This is a genomic window from Phytobacter palmae, assembly GCF_039409775.1.
GTDB lineage: Bacteria > Pseudomonadota > Gammaproteobacteria > Enterobacterales > Enterobacteriaceae > Phytobacter > Phytobacter palmae.
In genome coordinates this window covers 23349-39902 of the sequence record NZ_JBCIVJ010000031.1, presented here as the reverse complement: position 1 = coordinate 39902, position 16554 = coordinate 23349, and the positions used below count along the sequence as shown (strand labels likewise).

Sequence of the window (16554 nt, the reverse complement as noted above, 5' to 3'; positions counted from 1 at the left end):
GCATTAGGTGTTCTCGCAAGTATTCTTTTTGGTCTGCTGACATATCTGACCAATCTTTATTTCAAAATCAAAGAGGATCGGCGAAAAGCCGCTAGGGGTGAGTGATGGCAAACAGGGCAAAGCTTAGCGCGGCAATGTTGTCTCTCATCGCTGCAGGCGCATCGGCGCCAGTACTGTTTGATCAGTTCATCAGCGAGAAAGAAGGTAATGCGCTGGTGGCCGTTGTCGATCCTGGTGGCGTCTGGTCACTGTGTCACGGCGTAACGGTTATTGACGGCAAGCCAGTTGTTAAAGGCCAGCGTGCAACGGAAGCACAGTGCAAGAAGATTAACGCCATTGAGCGCGATAAGGCGCTTGCATGGGTAGACAGAAATATCAAAGTGCCGCTGACCGAGCCCCAAAAAGTGGGTATTGCCTCGTTCTGCCCGTACAACATTGGTCCCTCTAAGTGTTTCCCCTCGACGTTCTACCAGCGCATCAATGCAGGCGATCGCAAAGGTGCGTGTGATGCAATTCGCTGGTGGATTAAAGATGGGGGCCGCGATTGCCGGTTAACCAAAGGCCAGGTGAACGGCTGTTACGGGCAGGTAGAGCGACGGGACCAGGAAAGCGCACTGACGTGCTGGGGGGAATACCAGTGAAAACACGTTATCTCATTGTGATCGGCGTTTTTATCCTGAGCATCATCGGCGCTCTGGCGTGGTCGGCATTTCACTACAACGACAAGGCCGCAACTGCTGAGAGTGAAAACCGCATACTCAAGTCAGACAATGCTCTGCAGGGGCAGGTAATAGCCACTCAGGCATTCAACATCAACCGCTTCAATAAAACCGCTGAGACCGCCGCGCGGGCAAACGCAATTGTGGCCGGGAACAGCGAAACAACGGTAATCAAATACCGGGAGATATTACGCCGTGATAAAACCTGCGATCTGCCTGTTCCTGATGATATCGCTGGTGGGCTGCTCGAATACACGAACCGTTTACGTGCCGGGGCAATGCACGCCGATTCCACCAGGGCTGACTCAGCCGATAGTGGCGCCACTCCCGCCAGCACCCTGACATATTGCCAGGCGGTGTTGTGGATTCAGCCGCTGCTGGCCGCTATCGAAACAGCGAATAACCAGTTAGCAGGTATCCGAGATATCGAGCAACTACGACAAAACCCTCCAGAGGAAAAACCATGACCGTACGTGCCAAGTTCCGCTGTCACTTTATCCAAAAAGCTGACGACAATTCTCATTGCACTGTCCACATGAGCCCCGTTACCGACGACACGCCAGAAAATAAAACCTGGTCGAAGTATACGCCGGGTGGCCTGCTGCAAATGCACATCTCTAACCCTGCTGCGTTCAGTCAGTTTGAGCAGGGTAAAGAGTACTTCCTCGATATCCAACCAGCGGACTGACAAGCAGGCATTACAGCAGGCATTCACTGAGTGCCTGTGATAATGCCTTCAAGCTTCTTTCTTGATATACTCGACGTAGGACTTTGAATAAGGGAAACAGAGTGTCGACCATAAATCACATAAAAAACCCATTAACTATAATTGGCATTTTTGCTGGAATAGTTGAGGTTTCTGCTAACTTAGTTCTACCTTTCTTGAAAGAAGACCAACAATCAACATACATATGGTTTTTAATGTTATTCCCTGCCGCTTTAGTGGCTCTTTTTTTTATAACTTTAAACTTCAACCACGTCGTGCTATATGCCCCAAGTGACTATAAAGACGATCAAGGGTTCATGAGAGCTAATGGAAAAATGGATAACAACGCAGTAGAGGGAACTGATCCAACACAGGGGTTTGATTTATCATGATGCGAGTTATATCAAGTACGTTCATAAACACAACAGTAGACCTTGATGGTACGCATTATGAAAACTGTACTTTTCAGGATTGCGTGATTCGTTTTCGGGGGACTGCACTATTTGGTTTAATTGGATGTAAATTCGAATCATGCAGGTGGACGTTAGACGGACCTGCATCCAATACAATTCAATTTTTACGTTTGATGTATAAAGATATGGGTGATTTTGGTAAGCAAATGGTTGAAGCGACATTTGAAAATATAAAAAAATAATTATTGCTTTCTTAATACTCCTTACTTTCATAGAGCCCCGCAACAGCGGGGTTTTTTATTGCGCCTCGTACGCGCAGCCTAACGATAACTTTCAGTCGTGAGCCTGGGGCATTCCGCTTTATCGGGCGGCCCTCCCGTGCGACAGGCTCACATCTAAAAGGAAAAACCCATGAACAAAGAACTTTCCGGCGGTGGTTGTGTCAGCATTAAAGGTGCTGTCCACTTCGCTACCTCTAATGCCAGTATCAATCCGTTACAACCTTCGATCAAACTCTCTGATGAGATGCGAGATGCTGTTATTGCCGCCGTTCGTGACAGCGGCCAGTTCGTTGAGAAACCAACTGGCGAAGAGCTGCAGTCGGTGGAGTTCAAGGCTGACCGTTTCAAAATACAGGCGAATGTTGACGCTATTGTTGAAGCTACTAAAGCAACACACGCCAGACAAGAAGCGATGATGGCGGATCTGGACTCTGCTCAGGCCGCTCTTACGGAACACATTAACCAGGTTGTGAATAATGCCCTTGCCAATGCTCTTAAGCCTGGTGGTGTGCTGTACGCCTTCCGCACCAGAACCTGAACACCTCCGTTTGAACGTCAAAATACCTCTTTATGCAAATGATAATATTTATCATTTAGGCGGGTCCTTTCCGCAGATCCGACAGGCTACGGGGCGGCAGACTCGCAGGATTTCGCTATTTATGAGATTTTCCCGGTTTTTGTAGTTTCCGTTCTTCTTCTGCCTCCAGGCCTTTTGGTATCAGCAAATTCATCTTTTTAGAACGGAAATGGGAGTGGCGATTTTTCCGCAAATATCACGCTAACGCTTCCTTACCCCTTTTATCCCGGAGTGGCATATGGAGGTGACGAAAAAACAGCTCGCCGACATATTTGCGGTCAGTGTCAGAACAATCCAGAACTGGCAAGAGCAGGGCATGCCTGTTGCCAGTGGTGGCGGCAAAGGCAATGAAGTGAAATATGATTCTGCCGTTGCAATCGCCTGGTTTTCCGCCCGTGATGCCGGGATTGAAAACGAGAAACTTCGCAGGGAAGTTGAGGATCTTCGCAGAGCGGAAGAGGCCGATCTCAAACCCGGCACAACCGAATATGAGCGTTATCGCCTGACACGCGCACAGGCAGATGCTCAGGAACTTAAAAATGCAAAAGATACCGCTGAGGTGGTTGAGACCGCATTCTGCACGTTCGTGCTGTCGCGGATAGCCGGTGAAATTGCCAGTATCCTGGATGGGATCCCTCTGTCGGTTCAGCGGCGTTTCCCGGAACTGGAGAACCGCCACATTGATTTCCTCAGGAAGGACATCATCAAAGCCATGAACAAAGCAGCTGCGCTCGATGAAATGATACCGGGGTTGCTGAGTGAATACATCGAACAGTCAGGTTAAGGGATTACAGCACTCGGCACGCGCGGGGCTTCGCTCACTGCACCGACCGGAACCGCAGACAGCGGTAGAATGGGCTGATAATAATTATTACCTTCCCAAAGAATCCGCATATCAGGAAGGGCGCTGGGAGACCCTGCCTTTTCAGCGGGCAATCATGAATGCTATGGGCAATGACTATATTCGCGAGGTCAATGTCGTTAAATCTGCCCGCGTTGGCTATTCCAAAATGCTCCTGGGTGTGTACGCCTATTTCATCGAACATAAGCAGCGCAATTCCCTGATCTGGTTGCCTACCGACGGCGATGCAGAGAACTTCATGAAGTCGCATGTTGAGCCGACGATTCGTGATATTCCGAAACTACTCTCGCTGGCACCGTGGTACGGCAAAAAGCACCGGGATAACACACTCAGCATGAAGCGCTTTTCGAATGGTCGCGGATTCTGGTGCCTCGGGGGGAAAGCGGCGAAAAACTACCGTGAAAAATCGGTGGATGTTGCCGGGTATGATGAACTGGCCGCGTTTGATGAAGATATTGAGAAAGAAGGTTCTCCCACCTTCCTCGGGGACAAGCGTATTGAAGGATCTGTCTGGCCCAAATCTATTCGCGGTTCAACACCAAAGGTCAGAGGAACCTGCCAGATAGAGCGTGCCGCCAGCGAGTCAGAACACTTCATGCGATTTCACGTTGCCTGTCCGCATTGTGGGGAAGAGCAGTATTTAAAGTTTGGCGATAAGGAAACACCCTTCGGTTTTAAGTGGACGCCTGGCGAGCCTTCCAGTGTGTTTTATCTCTGTGAACATAACGCCTGCGTTATCCGGCAGCAGGAACTGGTTTTTACTGATGCCCGGTACATTTGTGATTCCACGGGCATCTGGACACGTGACGGGCTGAGCTGGTTCTCTTCATCAGGTTCGGAGATCGATCCGCCGGATAGCGTGACGTTTCATATCTGGACCGCGTACAGCCCCTTCACTACGTGGGTACAAATCGTTAAGGACTGGATCAAAACAAAAGGGGACACCGGGAAGCGAAAAACCTTCGTCAATACGACGCTGGGTGAAACCTGGGAAGCAAAAATTGGTGAAAGGCCTGATGCCGATTTACTGGCTGAACGTAAGGAGCATTTCACCGCTGCGGTACCTGAGCGTGTCGCTTACCTTACTGCCGGTATTGACTCCCAACTGGACCGTTATGAGATGCGTGTCTGGGGATGGGGGCCGGGTGAAGAAAGCTGGCTTATCGACAGGCAGATCATTATGGGACGCCATGACGATGAAGCCACCCTTCTCAGGGTGGATGAGGCGATCGATAAGCGTTACTCACGCCAGAATGGCGTTGAAATGTCGATATCCCGCGTCTGCTGGGATATCGGGGGTATTGATCCCACGATTGTGTATAACCGTTCCAAAAAACATGGGCTTTTTCGGGTGATCCCGATTAAAGGGGCATCGGTTTATGGTAAGCCAGTCGCGAATATGCCGCGTAAACGCAACAAAAACGGCGTTTATCTTACAGAAGTGGGTACTGATACCGCGAAAGAGCAGATTTATAACCGGTTCTCTCTCATACCGGAAGATAACGTTCCCCTTCCCGGGGCAGTTCACTTTCCTGACGATCCTGAGGTCTATGATCTTGCTGAGGCGCAGCAGCTAACCGCCGAAGAACTCGTGGAAAAATGGGTTGCGGGTGAACGAAAAATTCTTTGGGACAGTAAAAAGCGGCGAAACGAGGCGCTCGACTGCTTTGTTTATGCCCTTGCAGCGCTGCGTATCAGTATTTCCCGTTGGCAACTCAACCTGGATTCACTGCTTGCGAGCCTGCTTGAAGAGCAGGGGCGCAAGAAACCTGACAAAACCCTGGCGGACTATGGCCGGGCATTATCTGGAGAAGAATAATGGCGACACAGGCTGATCTGGATGCCGCCCGCGCTGCACTGCATGACCTGATGACGGGCAAGCGGGTGGCAACCGTGCAGAAAGATGGCCGCCGGGTGGAGTTCACTGCCACGTCGGTTGCAGACCTTAAAAAATACATTGCCGATTTAGAATCTCAGGTCGGTATGAGTCAACGGCGCCGGGGACCGGCAGGGTTTTATGTATGAAAATGCCAGCGTTAGTAGGGCCGGATGGTACAACGTCGCTTCGCGAATATGCCGGGTATCACGGTGGTGCGGGTGGTTTTGGCGGGCAGCTTCGCGCCTGGAACCCACCCACAGAAAGTGCCGATGCTGCGTTGCTGCCCAATTTTGCCAGAGGAAACGCCCGCGCCGATGACCTGGTGCGTAACAATGGATACGCCGCAAATGCCGTTCAGCTCCATCAGGATCACATCGTCGGGTCTTTTTTCCGTCTCAGCCACCGCCCGAGCTGGCGTTTTTTAGGCATCGCGGAAGAGGAGTCACGGGCATTCTCCCGCGAGGTGGAGGCGGCCTGGAAAGAGTTTGCGGAGGACGATAACTGTTACGTCGATGTGGAGCGAAAGCGCACCTTCACCATGATGATCCGTGAAGGGGTTGCCATGCATGCCTTTAACGGCGAATTGTGCACGCAACCGACATGGGACACTGGCGCCTCCCGCCTGTTCCGCACCCAGTTCAAGATGGTCAGCCCGAAGCGCATCAGCAATCCGGGTAACACGGGAGACACCCGCAACTGCCGCGCCGGGGTCTCGGTCGACAATAACGGTGCGGCGGTGGGGTACTACGTCAGTGAGGATGGCTATCCCGGCTGGATGCCACAAAAGTGGACATATATCCCCCGCGAACTGCCGGGTGGCCGGGCATCGTTTATTCATGTATTTGAACCCATGGAAGATGGTCAGACACGCGGTGCCAATGTGTTCTACAGCGTCATGGAACAGATGAAAATGCTCGATACGCTGCAGAATACCCAGTTGCAAAGCGCCATCGTCAAAGCCATGTACGCCGCAACCATCGAGAGTGAACTGGACACCCAACAGGCGATGGATTTTATCCTCGGTGCCGATGGTTCGCAGCAGAATAAGCTGACCGGGTGGATTGGCGAGATAGCCTCCTACTATTCCGCTGCGCCGGTTCGTCTCGGCGGGGCAAAGGTTCCGCATCTGATGCCCGGCGATTCGCTGAATCTCCAGGCTGCCCAGGACACGGATAACGGCTATTCAACATTTGAGCAGTCATTGCTGCGTTACATCGCCGCCGGGCTCGGGGTGTCGTATGAGCAGCTTTCACGCAACTACTCGCAGATGAGCTATTCGACGGCGCGCGCCAGTGCTAATGAGTCCTGGGCCTATTTTATGGGGCGCCGTAAGTTTGTTGCCTCGCGTCAGGCCTGTCAGATGTTCCTGTGCTGGCTTGAAGAGGCGGTCGCACGGCGTGTGGTGACGCTGCCGTCAAAAGCCCGGTTCAGTTTTCAGGAAGCAAGGAGCTCATGGGGAAACTGTGAGTGGATCGGCTCCGGCCGTATGGCCATTGATGGTCTTAAGGAGGTTCAGGAAGCGGTGATGCTGATTGAAGCCGGGTTAAGCACTTACGAAAAAGAGTGCGCGAAACGCGGTGAAGATTATCAGGAGATATTCGCCCAGCAGGTGCGTGAATCTCTTGAACGGCGGGCTGCAGGCCTTAAGCCTCCCGCATGGGCTGCCGCTGCATTTGAATCAGGGCTGAAAAACAACGCGAAGGAGGAGACCAATGACGCCAGAGCTGCGTAATCTCCCGCATATCGCCAGCATGGCTTTCAATGAGCCGCTTTTACTGGAACCCGCCTACGCGCGGGTTTTCTTTTGCGCGCTCGCGGGCCAGATGGGGATCACCCGCCTGACGGACGCTGTCTCCGGGATAAGCCTGGATGCCGGGCAACTGGCTGAGCCTCTGGCTCTTTTCGGTGATGACGAGGATGCGGAGCCTCGTCCCGTGCGGTCCTACCAGGTCACCAACGGTATTGCCGTGCTTCCTGTCTCGGGCACGCTCGTCAGCAAAACCCGTTCCCTGCAGCCTTACTCAGGCATGACGGGGTACAACGGCATTGTTGCCCGTCTTCAGCAGGCCATGAGTGATCCGGGCGTCGACGGTATTTTGCTGGATCTTGATACACCCGGCGGCACGGTGGCAGGCGCGTTTGATTGTGCCGACATCATCGCCCGCGTCCGGGATATTAAACCTGTCTGGGCGCTGGCTAATGATATGAACTGCAGTGCAGGGCAACTGATTGCCAGTGCTGCATCGCGACGGCTGGTCACCCAGACTGCCAGAACGGGGTCAGTTGGCGTGATGATGGCGCACAGCAATTACGGCGAAGCGCTTAAGACTAATGGCGTTGAGGTCACGCTGATTTACAGCGGTGCCCATAAAGTCGACGGCAACCCTTACGGCAAAATCCCGAAGGCCGTCCGGGACGATTTCCAGTCGAAAATCGATGCCACACGTCAGTTATTTGCTGAAAAGGTCGCCGGGTATATGGGGGTGTCAGTTCAGGCCATTCTGGATACAGAAGCTGCGGTATTTACCGGGCAGGAATCCGTTGAACAGGGTCTGGCTGACGAACTCGTCAACAATATCGATGCGCTGAGCGTCATGCGCGAGGCACTCGATAAACGAAAAGTCACTTTCTCAGGAGTCAACATGTCTTCAACCACTGCATCTGCAGCAGCACTTCCGGCACAGGCGGCCAGCACCTCAGATACTGCAACGGTGAGTAGTGCCACAACGGTGGCCACGCCTGAAACGATCAGCACTACAGCCACCACGGCGTCTGTCGATATTAGCGCAGAGATTGCCGCCGCGGTTTTGGACGAAAATGCCCGGATTATGGGCATTCTCAACTGCGAAGAAGCGAAAGGCCGTGATTCCACTGCCCGCGCACTGGCCGAAACGCCGGGCATGACCGTTGACGCCGCACGGCGCATTCTCGCGACAGCGCCACAAAACGCCCAGATGCGCTCCGACACCGCGCTCGATCAACTTATGGCGACCTCACCAGGTGCGCTTTCCGCTGGCTACGCGTCAGATGACGCTGGTGATGATTTGTTAAACACCCCCGTATAAGAGGCTCTCATGGCTATTACTGAAAACTTTGAACACGTTCAGCCGCTCGGCAACAGTGATCCGGCGCATACCGGTTATGCCCCTGGCGAACTGGCCGCTGCAACCCCTGCGATGACACCGCTGATGCTGGATGCGACTTCCGGAAAGCTGACGGTGTGGGATGGTGCACATGCGGGCACGGCAACCGGCGTCCTGGCGATTGCCGCGGATCAGAACAGTACTGAGCTTTGCTATTACAAGTCAGGCTCTTTCCGCTATGAGGATGTGCTCTGGCCGACCGCTGTCACGGATGAAAACATCAAACGTAATGCTTTTGCGGGTACGGCGATCAGTATCGTTTAACCCTCACCTGAACAGCACTCACCAACCATAAGGGCCGCAGACGCGGCTTTTTTTTCGGGAAAAATCTATGTCCATCTACACTACTGCTCAACTGCTGGCGGTCAATGAGAAGAAATTCAAGTTTGATCCGCTGTTCCTGCGGATCTTTTTCCGCGAAAGCTTTCCGTTCACCACCGAAAAAGTGTATCTCTCCCAAATCCCGGGCCTGGTGAATATGGCGCTTTACGTGTCGCCGATTGTCTCCGGCAAGGTCATTCGTTCACGCGGTGGCGCAACATCCGAATTTACCCCCGGGTATGTCAAGCCAAAGCACTTAGCATCCCTTTCTGAGGCTTTCCTGTAGTTACCAGTTTTTTCACTTAATCTTTTGATTATAAAGAATAAGTTTTTCTGGTTCTTTCACTGGATTTTCCTCGTTATCTGTGCGTTGCAATCACCTGTGTATTGCAGCTTGTATTGCTTTTTGGGGGCTAAAAATGGCTGGTGAGAACAAACTGAGTGACAAAACGCTCAAAGGGTATCTGGGAAAATCCAGAGAAAAACAGATTACAGTAGCGGACGGGAAGGGGCTTTCTGTTCGCGTAAGCAAGAATGGGGCTATCAGTTTTGTTTTCTTCTACAGGCTTGCTGGTGGCCTGACGGCTCCTGTCTGGCTTACGTTGGGAAAGTATCCCGATATGTCGCTTAAGCAGGCCAGAGAAAAGCGCGATGAGTGCCGGGGGTGGTTAGCTGAAAAACGGGACCCGCGCATCCAGATTAAGATTCAGTCAGAAGATCGCTTGAAGCCAGTAACCGTTATAGATGCCCTTAACTACTGGTACGAAAATTACTGCAAGATCCGTCGCAAAACCCATGCTGTTACGTTTGGGCGATTCAAAAAACACATATTCCCCTATATCGGGCATTTACCTGTAAACGATACCCATCTCTATGAATGGCTGGATTGTTTCGACCGGATAAAACGAAAAGCACCAGTAATGGCCGCTTACGTATTTTCTGATACCAAGCTGGCATTAAGGTTTTGCCGCGTTCGCCAGTACGCAACTTGCGATGCGCTCAAAGACCTGCGTATGACGGATGTTGGTCAGGTAGCCGGCAAGCGTGATCGTGTTTTGAATGAGAAAGAATTAGGCCAGCTATGGAAATCTATTTTTATCGAGCCTGACATCAAGCTGATGTCTGAATATGTCCGGAAGATGTTTGTCCTCTGTACGGTTTTTGGATGCCGTATGAGTGAGGCCCGCTTATCAGAATGGAACGAATGGGATCGTGAAAACTGGATATGGACAGTTCCTAAAGAGCATTCGAAAACGGCCGTAGAGATTATCAGGCCAGTCCCTGAAATGCTCAGGCAGTGGATAACAGATGTGTACGAGGAGACGAAGCAAAGCGGCTATGTTCTCGGGAGTCTGCGTATCAGGGAAAGTGTAAGTAAGATTGGTGGAAAAATTGGCAAGCGCCTGGGCCATGAAAAACCGTGGTCACTTCATGATTTAAGAAGAACACTTTCAACCCATCTCACCGATCTGGGCGTTGAATTCCACGTTGTTGAGCAACTGCTGGGGCACGCGTTACCGGGTGTTGCTGGTGTATACAACCGAAGTAAGTTTTTGGCTAAAAAGTCTGAGGCGCTTGAGCTTTGGACAACATTCCTTAACGGCATCGCAGATGCTGAAAATAAACTGACGATACTCAAACAAAAGGCTGGTTAACATGAAAAAAATGGCAGTTGTTGATAAAAAAGGTCTGGAGTACATTCCTAACATCGACCGTATGATCCGTGAGAAAGAATGCCGTGAGCTGACTACCCTGGCAAACAGCACACGCTGGAAGCTGGAGAAGGAAGGGAAGTTTCCAAAACGGATTAAAATCGGTGCTACAGCGGTGGCTTATAGGCTCTCCGAGATTCAGGCGTGGATTCGTGGAAACTGGCACCCTGAATGGATGCCAGAAAAATGAAAATTTTAAATTGATGCCTTTTTGTAGAGATAATATCCAAAGCAGAAGGGCGTTAATCACATTTTGTTTCCGCTTTACCGTCAGTGGTTACTATGGTTTCACATGATTTATTATCATGGAAACTATAGCTCCTGATAGCACCATCTGGATCAGTTTCAGTATATGACTCATATTTATTAGGGTCGGCATTTTTTCTTCGAACTTCTTTAAGCTGATATTGAGCCTTATAATATTCCTTATAAGCGGCTTCAATAGTTTTCATTTTTATTTCTTTTGCTTCTGTGCTTCCAGAATAAGCAGCTTGCTCTAGGTTGCAGTTAAATTGTATTGAGGGGTTATTAATGGGGTGATACATCTGCATTAATTTTTGATTTTCATATTCTTGGTCCAAAAAATATGCTTTGGAACCACATAGTTTATCAGCTCTGTCTCTTGCGATCGCTACACTGGTTGTTGAGTAAATATAAACATACCCAATTGAATTAACCGTATCTTTTGGTTGAGTGGCACAACTAGTTAATAGAAAGGCAAAAGAACTAATAATAACTTTTTTCATATCCATATCCATTTGGCCTATGTGAAGAAATTAATCATGGAGTCGTAGTGCATGTCATTTAAAACAAAGGCGGCCCCGCATGGCCGCCAGTGCTGTACAACGAAACAGAGCCAGCTTATAGGGTGGAATGCTGGTGGTCAACTCTCAGACAGGTATCCGGATCACTTACGCTGGTGGCGCTGCAGTTCTTCTTTCGCGAGGGCTGAAATGGCGCGGGCATTACTGACGGCTTGCTCTCCGATATCGCCAATGAGAGCCAGTGTCTCAAGCGCTTTGTTAAGCTCGAGCTGCACGTTCTCGGGGCCGGTTGTGGCAGTCTGCCTCCGGGCGATTTCGTTTCGAAAGGCAGTAATGACGAATGCAGCTGTGTTTTCGCCATCACGTTTTACTGATTCTATAGCTTCAACAATTTCATGCGGGACACGCGTTGAGATCGTCTGCGATTTTGCGTTTTTCATTCCTGTGGACATCTGTCTTACTCCGTCACTTATGGTGCAAACATATTACACGGAAACTGTAGACATAAAAAGATTGACGTGTAGACATCTGAGTGGTTTAATTGTCTACACCACATTTTATAGTGTGGATAAAGCAAAGCCCCATCAGCGCGGGAACGCTGACAGGGCCTCTGACCACCAACGTTATCATGAGTAACGAGGCAGCTATGAAAGAGCATACCCAAACTCACCCTAAATTTACATGGCTATTCCTGGCTACGCCTAAACGCCATCCCGGTTGCCCGCCTGTCATCGTCCGTTTCAGTGCTGACACTGAGGACGCAGCCCGCCAGGCATTCCCCGGCTGGAGCCTGACGTTTGCCGCAAAGATTCGTACTGAGTCACCCTGCCGTTTTGCTTTCCACGATTACGCCTCCGGAATGTCGCTGGCGTTCGATACCGGGGAGGTGCGCCATGCATAGCCAGATTCCGATGTTGAATGTGGATCTCCACGTCTCCCCCGACTTTTCCGGCCGCATCATGCTTTATGTGGAAAACGGTCTTGTGATATCTGAAATGCCATTGATGCCGGATGAAATTATCGGAACGCCGAGCCTGTTCAATCAATTGCTTGAACGTGCCGGATATCACGTAACACCAGCCGAAAAGGGTTAATGCCATGAGAAAGAAAAATACCGGACTTAATGCCGGGGACCTCGCTCATCCTGAGATCCTGCCCGGTGATATTTACAAAGACAGCCGCGGGGAACGCGTCACGGTTAAAACGGTGACGGAGAACCGAATCACCTTTATCCGGGAGGGTTATTCCGGCGAATGCACATCATCGCTGATGCGCTTTGAAAAAGAGTTTACGCCAGTGAAAAGGCAGACATTCGGCGAGTGGTGTAAAGCCAACAATACCGCCGAAAAAATCACAACGCTGAGAGCGATGATCGCCGCCGGGAGAGCGAAAAAATGAAGAATGCCCCAAACGTTAAATATCTGCCGAAAGACAAATTCACGGAGGCGATTATTTTTGCGGGTGCGGACGCATTCGCCCATGCGCAGCACTGGACAGAGAGCGAGGGTAAAAAAGCGGGTGACGATGTGCCGCCAGTTTATCTGGACAAAAAGCAGCTGGTTGAGCTGGAGAGCCTGCGTATCGTTGATCGTGACCGTCAGTGTGTCCGGGTTATTCGTGCCGGGGAAATCGGCGAAAAACACCTGACGCTGATTGCCACCAAACTGGCCTATGCTGGCGTTAAATCTGCCCGTCTGTTTAATGGCATGTATGAGAAGGATCCGGCGGAAGAATGGACAGAGCAATTATCCAGGCTGAAAGCAGAAGCGGAGAACGGCAACAGCACGGTGGTCAGTCTCCCGGTCGCTAATCTGCGGGATAAGAAACCCGGAGATGAGCTGAAACCCCGGGTGGAAAGCCGGGACGATGGTGTTTTCTGGATCACGCCGAAAGTGGACAGGGAGAGCGGCGAGCGTATCCATCAGGAAATGTGGCTCTGTTCCCCGCTGGTGGTCGTGGGTGCCGGTAGTGACGGGGCTGAGCGTTATCTGGTTTTGCGCTGGAAAATGCAGAACCGCAATGAGGACGTTACCCGCGCCATTCCCTGTGCCGATATTGGCGAGCGTGACGGCTGGCGAACGCTGAAAGCGGGAGGCGTTAATGTCACCACCAAAAGCACCGGGCGGGCCATTCTGGCCGACTGGCTGCAGCAAAGCGGAACCGGGCAGGAATGGCGCATCAGTCACACATCCGGCTGGCACCATGGCGCGTACATCATGCCTGACGGGGAAGTCATCGGAGAGCCGGAAACGCCTATTCTGTTTAACGGTCGCAGCGCGGCGGCGGGCGGGTATGCCATCGCTGGTACGCCGGAGAGCTGGCGCGACACGGTAGCACGCCTGTGCACGGGTAATCCGTCCATGATGCTGGGCGTGGCCGCTTCACTGGCCGCACCGCTTATCGGGCTGGTGGGCGCTGATGGCTTTGGCGTTCACCTGTTTGAGCAGTCCAGCGCAGGCAAAACCACTACCGCCAATATTGCGAGCAGCCTGTGGGGGGAGCCGGATGCTTTGCGTCTGACCTGGTACGGTACCGCGCTGGGGATTGCCAACGAAGCGGAAGCACACAATGACGGGCTGTTACCGCTGGATGAAATCGGCCAGGGCAGTAATGCCCGCGATGTGGCCACGTCTGCCTACACCCTGTTCAATGGCGCCGGGAAATTACAGGGGGCCAAAGAAGGCGGCAACCGGGAGATGAAGCGCTGGCGAACGGTGGCGATCAGTACCGGGGAAATGGATATCGAGACATTCCTTTCCGCTGGTGGAATTAAGGTTAAGGCGGGCCAACTGGTGCGCCTGCTGAATATCCCGATGGAGAAATCGACGGTCTTTAATGGTCTGCCGAACGGTAAGGCCCACGCCGACGCGCTGAAAGAAGCCTGGACTGATAACCACGGCGCGGCGGGGCGTGAGTGGGTTAAATGGCTGGCAGGCCACCAGCAGGAGGCTAAACAGGCTGTGAGGGATGCGCAGGCACGCTGGCGCGGTCTTATTCCGGCTGATTATGGTGAGCAGGTACACCGCGTGGCCGAACGTTTCGCCATTCTTGAGGCGGCGCTGGTAACTGGTGCATCAATCACAGGATGGGGCGAACAGTCCAGCCGTGACGCTATCCAGCACAGCTTTAACGCCTGGGTGAAGGAGTTCGGCACCGGGAACAAAGAGCATCAGCAGATCATCGAGCAGTGCGAAGCGTTTCTTAATGCCTACGGTCTGAGTCGGTTCGCGCCATTGCCTTATGACCCTGCCAGCCTGCCAATCAGCAACCTTGCCGGGTACCGCAAGCGCAAGGGCAGCCATGACGATGCACCGATGGTGTTCTACACGTTCCCCTCAACGTTTGAGAAGGAGATTGCTCAGGCCTTTAACGTCAACCAGTTTGCACGGGCACTCATAGCCGCCGGGATGCTTTCGGAGCCAGCTAGCGGGCGCGGGTATCAGCAAAAATCACCGCGTGTTAATGGACGGCAGGTCAACGTTTACGTACTCCAGTACGGTACAGAAAAAGACGACAGTTAAATTACATGTGTGAGGCTTATTAATGTTGGTTCAGTTGGTTCAGTGAGTATTGGTTATATTTATATGACTGTTTTATATGTGTTTATGTCCATTAAATTGAACCAACACTGAACCAACAAATGTCTGTTTTGAACCAACAAGCAGGCAGTTTGAACCAACATCTTGAAACGTCACTGACTGAACCAACATGGAAATACCCAATGTTGGTTCAAATCGGGGCTTTGTTGGTTCACTATTATGGGAATAAGTCATATAAAACAACGACATTTACAGATTGAACCAACTGAACCAACTGAACCAACGTTGTTTCGTATATATACGGAGGAATGATGCATCCGACTTATGGCCGTCTTCATTAGGCTAGCGGCAAACAAATAAAAAAGGCGGGCTGCGCTGCCCGCCTTTACCATTACTGAAAACTTTTACAACTTTCACATCAGGAGTCGGGAAAACAATATCAGATATTTATCAGCGCGGAATTAACAGAAAGTCACTTTATACATTATTGCACTTCATTGCACACGGTTGCACTCAATCATATTTCCTTTCCCGGTGATAGCATTATCGCTGTGCTTCATCCTTCTTTATTTTTTTTGAGGTAAACATATGCCAGATTTATACACCCCAGCAGCACTTGTCCGGGTTGTCAGTGCTGAGGATATTCAGCAAAAGCTGAAAACCCTTTTTACGGATTTATTTTTCACACGCAGCGCGACTTTTGAAACGCGAGATATTATCCTGGATGAAATCGATGACCCCAATATTCCTATAGCTGCATTTTGCTCGCCAATGGTTGGCAGTAAAGTAGCCCGTGACGAAGGGTACGAATCAAGAAACATTCGTCCGGGGTATATGAAACCCAAAAGCAGCATTGACCCTAATAAGCTGGCGGTTCGTCCGGCGGGCGTTTCCCCGGAGAATTTCAACTCCGCAGATACCCGCAATCTCAAAGTGAAACAGGCCATTCTCAAGCAGTCGGTTGCTATTCGTGCCCGCATCGAGTGGCTGGCGGTTCAGGCGATTACTACAGGGAAAAATATCATTGAGGGTGAAGGCATTGCCCGCTATGAGCTGGACTGGAATATCAAGTTGCAAAATATCATTATCCAGGCTGGTGACGCGGCATGGTCACGTAGAGACAAAACAACCTTTGATCCTAATGACGATATAGAAACTTATGCCGAACTAAGCGAAGGCGTGACCAATATTATCATCATGGGCGGTAATGTCTGGAAAAAATACCGCTCATTCAAAGCGGTTAAAGATGCTCTTGATACTCGCCGTGGCTCCAATTCCCAGCTCGAGACCGCGCTTAAAGACTTGGGTGATTCCGTGAGTTTCAAAGGGTATATGGGGGATGTTGCAATTGTTGTGTACAGCGGTCGCTATACCGACGAAGACGGCACGGAAAAACACTTCCTCGATCCTGACTTAATGGTCCTGGGTAATACCGCGTTGCAGGGGATTGTTGCTTACGGTGGCATTCAGGATCCTGAACTTATCCGGACAGGGATCACAAAAGCTGAAATGGCGCCCAAAAACTACATCGTACCGGGTGACCCGGCGATTGAGTATGTTCAGACCCACTCAGCACCACAGCCTATCCCGGCCCGTATTAACCGCTTTGTCACCGTTCGCGTGGCTTAAGGAGTAAAC

At 51.2% G+C, this 16554-nt stretch carries 21 protein-coding genes and 1 pseudogene; 20 read left to right on the top strand and 2 right to left on the bottom strand.

Features of this window, described 5'->3' with window-relative positions; all coding sequences use genetic code 11:
* From AAIG39_RS23465 to AAIG39_RS23395, 15 genes and pseudogenes are all read left to right on the top strand, one after another.
* Nucleotides 1–105: phage holin (locus tag AAIG39_RS23465; RefSeq protein WP_343194855.1), on the top strand; the 105-nt coding region annotated here is incomplete at its 5' end.
* Nucleotides 105–641, top strand: coding sequence for a lysozyme (locus AAIG39_RS23460; protein ID WP_343194851.1), 537 nt, complete (start codon nucleotides 105–107; stop codon nucleotides 639–641). The genes AAIG39_RS23465 and AAIG39_RS23460, both read left to right, overlap by 1 nt.
* Nucleotides 638–1186, top strand: a complete 549-nt coding sequence (locus AAIG39_RS23455) for a hypothetical protein (RefSeq protein WP_425503345.1) — start codon at nucleotides 638–640, stop codon at nucleotides 1184–1186. The genes AAIG39_RS23460 and AAIG39_RS23455 overlap by 4 nt, the downstream gene beginning before the upstream one ends.
* The gene (locus AAIG39_RS23450; RefSeq protein WP_343194850.1) at nucleotides 1183–1407 is read left to right on the top strand and encodes a hypothetical protein; all 225 of its coding nucleotides are present in this window, start codon (nucleotides 1183–1185) and stop codon (nucleotides 1405–1407) included. The genes AAIG39_RS23455 and AAIG39_RS23450 overlap by 4 nt, the downstream gene beginning before the upstream one ends.
* A gap of 101 nt (nucleotides 1408–1508) precedes the next feature.
* Nucleotides 1509–1817: a hypothetical protein gene (locus AAIG39_RS23445; protein WP_343194849.1), complete on the top strand. Its 309-nt coding sequence runs from the start codon at nucleotides 1509–1511 to the stop codon at nucleotides 1815–1817.
* A 432-nt stretch (nucleotides 1818–2249) separates the two neighbouring features.
* Nucleotides 2250–2657 carry a hypothetical protein gene (locus tag AAIG39_RS23440; RefSeq protein ID WP_343194848.1) on the top strand — a complete coding sequence of 136 codons (408 nt, stop codon included), beginning with the start codon at nucleotides 2250–2252 and terminating at the stop codon, nucleotides 2655–2657.
* Nucleotides 2658–2934: 277 nt separating this feature from the next.
* Complete coding sequence (locus AAIG39_RS23435; protein WP_108701572.1) at nucleotides 2935–3480, top strand: terminase small subunit; 546 nt, start codon at nucleotides 2935–2937, stop codon at nucleotides 3478–3480.
* Entirely contained in the window at nucleotides 3455–5377 is a 1923-nt protein-coding gene (locus tag AAIG39_RS23430; RefSeq protein WP_343194847.1) for a phage terminase large subunit family protein, read from the top strand. Before AAIG39_RS23435 ends, AAIG39_RS23430 begins: the two co-directional genes overlap by 26 nt.
* Nucleotides 5377–5583 (top strand): phage head-tail joining protein, encoded by a 207-nt coding sequence (locus tag AAIG39_RS23425; protein ID WP_335257038.1) that lies wholly within the window; start codon nucleotides 5377–5379, stop codon nucleotides 5581–5583. Before AAIG39_RS23430 ends, AAIG39_RS23425 begins: the two co-directional genes overlap by 1 nt.
* Complete coding sequence (locus AAIG39_RS23420; protein ID WP_343194846.1) at nucleotides 5580–7169, top strand: phage portal protein; 1590 nt, start codon at nucleotides 5580–5582, stop codon at nucleotides 7167–7169. The genes AAIG39_RS23425 and AAIG39_RS23420 overlap by 4 nt, the downstream gene beginning before the upstream one ends.
* On the top strand, nucleotides 7150–8502 hold the full coding sequence (locus tag AAIG39_RS23415) for a S49 family peptidase (protein ID WP_343194845.1): 1353 nt from the start codon (nucleotides 7150–7152) through the stop codon (nucleotides 8500–8502). The genes AAIG39_RS23420 and AAIG39_RS23415 overlap by 20 nt, the downstream gene beginning before the upstream one ends.
* A gap of 9 nt (nucleotides 8503–8511) precedes the next feature.
* A complete protein-coding gene (locus AAIG39_RS23410) occupies nucleotides 8512–8844 on the top strand; it encodes a head decoration protein (protein ID WP_343194844.1) in 333 nt (110 codons plus the stop codon).
* 67 nt (nucleotides 8845–8911) lie between these two features.
* Nucleotides 8912–9157 (top strand): annotated as a pseudogene (locus tag AAIG39_RS23405) (major capsid protein); the annotation flags it as partial.
* A 163-nt stretch (nucleotides 9158–9320) separates the two neighbouring features.
* The gene (locus AAIG39_RS23400; RefSeq protein WP_343194843.1) at nucleotides 9321–10556 is read left to right on the top strand and encodes a tyrosine-type recombinase/integrase; all 1236 of its coding nucleotides are present in this window, start codon (nucleotides 9321–9323) and stop codon (nucleotides 10554–10556) included.
* 1 nt (nucleotide 10557) lies between these two features.
* On the top strand, nucleotides 10558–10803 hold the full coding sequence (locus AAIG39_RS23395; protein WP_343194842.1) for a helix-turn-helix transcriptional regulator: 246 nt from the start codon (nucleotides 10558–10560) through the stop codon (nucleotides 10801–10803).
* A 52-nt stretch (nucleotides 10804–10855) separates the two neighbouring features.
* Here AAIG39_RS23395 and AAIG39_RS23390 read toward each other — a convergent pair whose 3' ends face one another.
* Entirely contained in the window at nucleotides 10856–11359 is a 504-nt protein-coding gene (locus AAIG39_RS23390) for a hypothetical protein (RefSeq protein ID WP_343194841.1), read from the bottom strand.
* A gap of 161 nt (nucleotides 11360–11520) precedes the next feature.
* Entirely contained in the window at nucleotides 11521–11829 is a 309-nt protein-coding gene (locus AAIG39_RS23385; protein WP_343194840.1) for a YlcI/YnfO family protein, read from the bottom strand.
* A 194-nt stretch (nucleotides 11830–12023) separates the two neighbouring features.
* Here AAIG39_RS23385 and AAIG39_RS23380 point away from each other — a divergent pair, with 194 nt between their 5' ends.
* The 5 genes from AAIG39_RS23380 (at nucleotide 12024) to AAIG39_RS23360 (ending at nucleotide 16545) form a co-directional block, all read left to right on the top strand.
* Nucleotides 12024–12278 (top strand): host cell division inhibitor Icd-like protein, encoded by a 255-nt coding sequence (locus tag AAIG39_RS23380; protein ID WP_343194839.1) that lies wholly within the window; start codon nucleotides 12024–12026, stop codon nucleotides 12276–12278.
* Complete coding sequence (locus AAIG39_RS23375) at nucleotides 12271–12471, top strand: hypothetical protein (protein WP_343194838.1); 201 nt, start codon at nucleotides 12271–12273, stop codon at nucleotides 12469–12471. Before AAIG39_RS23380 ends, AAIG39_RS23375 begins: the two co-directional genes overlap by 8 nt.
* Before the next feature lie 4 nt (nucleotides 12472–12475).
* The gene (locus AAIG39_RS23370) at nucleotides 12476–12775 is read left to right on the top strand and encodes a DUF4222 domain-containing protein (protein ID WP_165159599.1); all 300 of its coding nucleotides are present in this window, start codon (nucleotides 12476–12478) and stop codon (nucleotides 12773–12775) included.
* Nucleotides 12772–14898 carry a DUF927 domain-containing protein gene (locus AAIG39_RS23365; protein WP_343194837.1) on the top strand — a complete coding sequence of 709 codons (2127 nt, stop codon included), beginning with the start codon at nucleotides 12772–12774 and terminating at the stop codon, nucleotides 14896–14898. Before AAIG39_RS23370 ends, AAIG39_RS23365 begins: the two co-directional genes overlap by 4 nt.
* A 606-nt stretch (nucleotides 14899–15504) precedes the next feature.
* Entirely contained in the window at nucleotides 15505–16545 is a 1041-nt protein-coding gene (locus AAIG39_RS23360; RefSeq protein ID WP_090089186.1) for a major capsid protein, read from the top strand.
* Nucleotides 16546–16554 lie beyond the last annotated feature (9 nt).